The organism is Kribbella sp. (assembly GCF_035655035.1).
Lineage (GTDB): Bacteria > Actinomycetota > Actinomycetes > Propionibacteriales > Kribbellaceae > Kribbella.
This window is the reverse complement of record NZ_DASRVN010000107.1, coordinates 1-5,558: the sequence shown is the minus strand read 5'-3', so window position 1 is coordinate 5,558 and position 5,558 is coordinate 1. Positions and strand designations below refer to the sequence as shown.

General features: G+C 71.4%; 4 protein-coding genes. 1 reads left to right on the top strand and 3 read right to left on the bottom strand.

The annotated features are described in order from the left end of the window. Positions 1–420, top strand: a 420-nt coding sequence (locus VFF46_RS06295) for a LysR substrate-binding domain-containing protein (protein ID WP_325036070.1), incomplete at its 5' end; no start/stop codon positions are given. Here the strand turns inward: VFF46_RS06295 and VFF46_RS06290 are convergent. From VFF46_RS06290 to VFF46_RS06280, 3 genes are all read right to left on the bottom strand, one after another. Beyond that, positions 404–1,069, bottom strand: a complete 666-nt coding sequence (locus VFF46_RS06290) for a hypothetical protein (protein ID WP_325036069.1) — start codon at positions 1,067–1,069, stop codon at positions 404–406. The two genes, VFF46_RS06295 and VFF46_RS06290, sit on opposite strands and share 17 nt — an antisense overlap. A 4-nt stretch (positions 1,070–1,073) precedes the next feature. Continuing rightward, positions 1,074–2,372, bottom strand: a complete 1,299-nt coding sequence (locus tag VFF46_RS06285; protein WP_325036068.1) for a M1 family metallopeptidase — start codon at positions 2,370–2,372, stop codon at positions 1,074–1,076. Beyond that, positions 2,372–5,558: Pls/PosA family non-ribosomal peptide synthetase (locus VFF46_RS06280; RefSeq protein WP_325036067.1), on the bottom strand; the 3,187-nt coding region annotated here is incomplete at its 5' end. The genes VFF46_RS06280 and VFF46_RS06285, both read right to left, overlap by 1 nt.

Here is a 5,558-nt window from a genome sequence, read left to right as displayed (position 1 = left end):
GCCGGCCTCGAGCAGCTCCGGCTGCGCCGCGACCGCCTGGCGCTCGCCGTACCGGCCGACCAGGATCTCCCGCGGGATCTGGCCGGCTGGATCGACGCGCGGCCGCTGGTCCGCCTGACGCCGGCGCGCGGACCGGGGCTGACGGCGCAGATCAACAGCCTGTACGCCGAGCTCGGTTGCCACCCGCAAGTACTCCAGGAAGCCGCCGACCTGCAGACCGTACTCGCGCTGACGGCCGCGGGCGCCGGAGCCGCCGTCGTACCGCAGACGGCGGAGCGGATCGCCCCATCCGAGGTCCGGCTGGTCCCGCTCCCCGGCCGCGCCGCGACCTGGTGGACCGGCGTCGCCTGGGCCACCCGGACCCCGCTCACCGAACGCTTCGTGAAAGCAGCCGCCGAGGTGGCTAGGGCCCGGAGCTGAAGCCGGGTTTGGCGACGTGCGGTACGGCGCCGCGCAGCCGCCGGTTGTTGACGGCGGCGGCCACCACGATGCCCGAGGCACCGAGCAGGCAGAGGATGCTCGCGACAACCTTCGTGGTGACGTGCAGCGGCCCCGCGAACTCGGCCGGCAACACGTTGTTCGGGTCAACGATCAGCTGGACCTGACCGTTCGGGAAGTGCTTGTAGTCGCCGCTGCTCATGTCGTGGCTGTGGCCGTCCGGGCAGTCGGCGGTGAACGACTGGACCCCGGTGCCGTCGTAATTGCGCACCTTGCAGGTCACGGTCCGGCCGACGTGCGACAGCAGCAGCGGCGTCGGTGTCATCATCCACGGCACCGCCGCCATCCCGGCCGCCGCGGCTCCGAGGAACCCGAAGTACCCGCCGCCCAGCGTCGCGATGCCGATCACGAAGAACCCGCAGCCGAGCAGCATCGCGAGCACCGCGAAGATGACGTTGTGCGGCGGCAGCGTGTACAGCCCGCCGGCCACCACGAACAGCACCGCGCCGATCGCGATGTTGCGCCAGGTGGGTCCCTTCGGCGAGCCCGGGCGGCGGAGCCGGCGACCGGCCACGACGACGATCAGCAGGACCAGCGCGGTACCGCCGTAGAACTCCCACCCGATGCTCATTCGATCAACGCCTCCGAGGCAGCGATGGTACGTCGTACGAGTCCAGCCAGGCGGCGAGCAGCTGCCGCAGCGCCTGCTCGTCCGGGCTGTACGTCGTCGCCAGCGCGATGAACTCCGCCGTACTCACGGACCCGTGCCGGTGCGTCTTCGTCCAGGTCCGGAGCAGTTCGAAGAACGCGTCGTCGCCCAGGTGTTTCCGCAGTACGTGCAGGGTGATCGCGCCGCGCTTGTAGAGCCGGTCGTCGAACATCAGCTCCGGCCCCGGGTCCGACAGCAGCAGGTCTCGCGGCAGGCCCTTCAACCGGGTGTGTGCCTTCGCGACCTGCTGGTCGGCCGTCAGGCCGCCGGACTCCTCCGACCACAGCCACTCGGCGTAACAGGCGAAGCCCTCGTTCAGCCAGATGTGCTGCCAGTTCGACGGGGTCAGGCTGTTGCCGAACCACTGGTGCGCCAGCTCGTGCGCGACCAGCCGCTCGGAGCCGCGCCGCCCGTCCACGTGGTTGCTGCCGAACACCGAGATGCCCTGCGCCTCCAGCGGGATCTCCAGCGGGTCGTCGGTCACCACGACCGTGTACCCGCCGAACGGGTACGGCCCGAACAGCCGGCAGAACAGCTTCATCATGTCCTGCTGACGCCCGAAGTCGTGCCGGAACTCGCGGATCTGCCCGCCCGGCAGCACCCCCCGGATGGTCACGGGTGACGCGGCCAGGTCGACCTCGTCGTACCGCCCGATCTGCACGGTCGCGAGGTACGTCGCCATCGGCGCCGCCTGGTCGAACACCCACGTCGTACGACTCGCCTTCACCCGGCGCGACACCAGCCGTCCGTTCGCGACCACCTGGTACGGCGAGTCGGTGGTGAGCGAGATCCGGTAGTGCGCCTTGTCGCCGGGGTGGTCGTTGCACGGGAACCAGGTGGCCGCGCCGCTCGGCTGGCTGGCCACGATCACGCCCTCGGTGAGTTCCTCCCAGCCGAGCTCGCCCCACGGGCTGTCCTCGGGCTTCGGGTTCCCGCCGTACTGGATGTCGACCGAGAACTCGGCGCCGTCCGGGATGCTCGCGGTGATGTAGAGCTTGCCGGCGCGCTGCGTGAAGCGCTGCGGGCGGCGGCCGTTCACCGACACCTTGGACGCCCGCAGGCCGGACAGGTCCAGGCTGAACCGGGTCAGCGGCTCGGTGGCGAACGCGGTGATGGTCGCCTTGCCGCTCAGTCGGTTGCTGTTGACCCGATAGTCGAGGTCCAGGTCGTACGACTCGACTTTGTAGCCGGGGTTTCCATGGGTCGGCACATAGCGGTCAACCATCAGCCCTGCCAGGGAGCGATCGGGTTCCCAGCCCAGCGCGTACCCGCGGGCACACCTTCACCACGCATCACGAGAGACACCGGGCCGATGGTAGCGCCTGCGCCTACCGAGGCGGCCGGGAGGACGATGCCGTGCGGCCCGAGAGTTGCCCCGGGCCCGAAGGTGACTGTGCTCATGGAGAGAACTCGATCATGAAAAAGGTGCGTCTGCAGCACACAACCGCGATTCACCGTGGCGCCGTCGCCCAGGGTGATCAGATCCGCCTCCGGCAACCAGTACGTCTCGCACCAGACGCCCTTGCCGATCTTCGCTCCGAGTGACCGCAGCCAGAGGTTCAGCACCGGCGTACCGGCGGCGGCGTTCGCGAACCAGGGCGCGGCGACCAGTTCGACGAAGCTGTCGACCACCTCGTTGCGCCACACGAACGAGCTCCACAGCGGGTACTCGACGGCGCGGGTGCGGCCGACGATCAGCCATTTCGCGACCGTCGCCATCCCGCCCGCGACCGCCCCGGCGGCCAGGATCACCACGCCGGAGAGCAGGACGGCGAGCCACGGGCCGAGCCAGATGTCGAGCGCCTGCAGCCCGAACAGCACGCCGAGCGCGATCAGTACGGTGCACATCATCGGCACGAACCGGCAGAGCTCGACCAGCGCCCGGGCGACCTTCAGCTTGTACGGCGGGTTGTACGTGCGGCTCTGGTCGCCCGAGACGGCCTGCCGGCGGAGCTTCACCGGCGGCGAGCCGAGCCACGACGTACCGGCCTTGGACTTCTTCGGGGCCGCGGACAGTACTGCGACCAGGCCGTTCTTCGGGACGTTGCGCCCGGGGGCGGCCATCCCGGAGTTGCCGAGGAACGCCCGCTTGCCGACCTTCGCGCCGGCTACGTGCAGCCAGCCGCCGCCCAGCTCGTACGACGCGATCATCGTGTCGTCGGCCAGGAACGCCCCCTCGCCGACCGTGGTCATCTTCGGCAGCAGCAGCACCGTCGAGGCCTCGACGTCGCGCCCGATCTTGGCGCCGAGGGCACGCAGCCACCACGGCGTCAGCAGGCTCGCGTACAGCGGGAAGAGCAGCGTGCGGGCGGAGTCCAGAAGGCGTTCGGTCGCCCAGACCTGCCAGCCGATCCGGCTGCGGACCGGGTAATGACCGGGCTTGATGCCGATGCCGAGCAGCCGGACGCCGATCAGCGTGAGCACCGCGATCGTCGCGAAACCGACCAGTGTCATCAGCGGGACGGCGGCCAGCGCGTGCAACGCCGCGTCGCCGAGGGTCTCGGTCCCGCGCAGGGCGTTGCCGAGCACCACGAACGCCGCCGCGGCACCGGCCACCGGGATCAGCGACATCAGCGCGGACTGGGCGCCGTACGCCGCCACCCACCAGGGCGCGCGGTTCGGCCGGTGGTCCGGCCACGGGTGCCGGGCGCGGCCGAGCCGGGCGGCGGGGGAGCCGGACCAGCGCTCGTTCGCCGGGACCTTGCCGGAGACCGCGGAGCCGGCCATGATCTCGGCGTTCCGGCCGATCTCGGCGCCGGGGAGCAGGGTGCTGCGGGAGCCGATCACGGCGTCGGCGCCGACCGACACCGGGCCCACGTGCAGCTGGTCGCCGTCGGTCCAGTAGCCGGCCAGGTCGACCTCGGGCTCGATCGAGGCGCCGCGGCCCATCGTCAGCATGCCGGTGATCGGCGGCAGCGTGTGCAGGTCGACGCCGCGGCCGATCTTCGCGCCGAGCGCGCGGGCGTAGTACGTGATCCAGGGCGCGCCGGCCAGGTTCGCGGCGCCGGCGGCGTCGGCCAGGTTCTCCGCGGCCCAGAGCCGGACGTGCACGTTGCCGCCGCGCGGGTACGTCCCGGGCTTCAGATTGCGGAGCAGGATCCGGGCGCCGACCACCGCGATGCCCATCCGGCCGGCCGGGCTGATCAGGATCAGCCAGCCGGCCAGGATCCACCACCAGGACACCGTCCGCGCCCACGGCAGCGGGTCGATCAGCGCCGCGAGCAGGTTGTTCAGCGTGAACAGGTAGACCAGCCAGCGGACGCCGACAACGGTCTGCAGGATCAGGGTCAACGCAGTCTGCAGCAGCTGCGTACCTCGTGGCGTCGGGCGGATCTCACGCAGCTCGACGGGCTCCTGCGGCGCGGGCTGGAAGTCGTCGAGCCGCTCCGCGAGCGCTCCGAGCCTCGGGTATTCGTAGATGTCGCCGACCGTGACCTCGGGGTACTGCTCGCGCAGCGCCGACACCAGCTGTGCCGCGGCGAGGCTGCCGCCGCCGTGCAGGAAGAAGTCGTTGTCGGGGCCGGTGACCTTCGCGCCGAGCACCTTCGTCCAGCGCTCCGCGAGCCAGCCCGCCGTACCGCTCAGCTCGGCTGCCGGGCCGTTGCTGTCCATCCCGGGCAGCGGCCAGGGCAGGGCGTTCCGGTCGACCTTGCCGGAGGTGCGGGTCGGCAGCGTGTCGACGATCGCCAGTAGCGGTACGAGCGCGGCGGGGAGCTCTTCCCGCAGCCGGGCCGTGGCTTTCGTGGTGTCGAAGGCGTCCGGGGCTTCGGGTACGACGTACCCGACGAGAAGCTGGTTACCGGCGGCGCTGTTCCGTACTGCGGCCGCGGCGCCGCTGACCCCGGGCAGCGACTGCAGCGCGGCGTCGACCTCGCCCAGCTCGATCCGGCGGCCGCCGAGCTTGACCTGCTCGTCGGCGCGGCCCTGGAACAGCAGGCCGAGCGGGTCCGAGCGCACCAGGTCGCCGCTGCGGTACGCGCGTTCCCAGCCCAGCGTGGGCATCGGCGCGAACTTCTCGGCGTCCTTGACCGGGTCCAGGTACCGGGCCAGGCCGACGCCGCCGATGATCAGCTCACCGATCTCGCCGTCGGCCACTTCGTTGCCCTCGGCATCCACCACCGCGAGGTCCCAGCCGTCCAGCGGGAGGCCGATCCGGACCGGCCCCTCACCGGTGAGCTGCGCCGCGCAGGCGACCACGGTGGCCTCGGTCGGGCCGTACGTGTTCCAGACCTCGCGGCCCTCGATCGCTAGCCGCTCGGCCAGCTCGGGCGGGCAGGCCTCGCCGCCGAAGATCAGCAGCCGGACCTGGTCCAGCGCGTCGGCCGGCCAGAGCGCGGCCAGCGTCGGCACGGTCGAGACGATAGTGATGCCCTGGGCAACCAACCACGGGCCGAGGTCCATACCGGTGCGG

Coding starts and splice junctions, on each gene's coding strand:
- VFF46_RS06285 (WP_325036068.1), bottom strand. CDS start 2,372: ATGGTTGACCGCTATGTGCCGACCCATGGAAACCCCGGCTACAAAGTC.
- VFF46_RS06290 (WP_325036069.1), bottom strand. CDS start 1,069: ATGAGCATCGGGTGGGAGTTCTACGGCGGTACCGCGCTGGTCCTGCTG.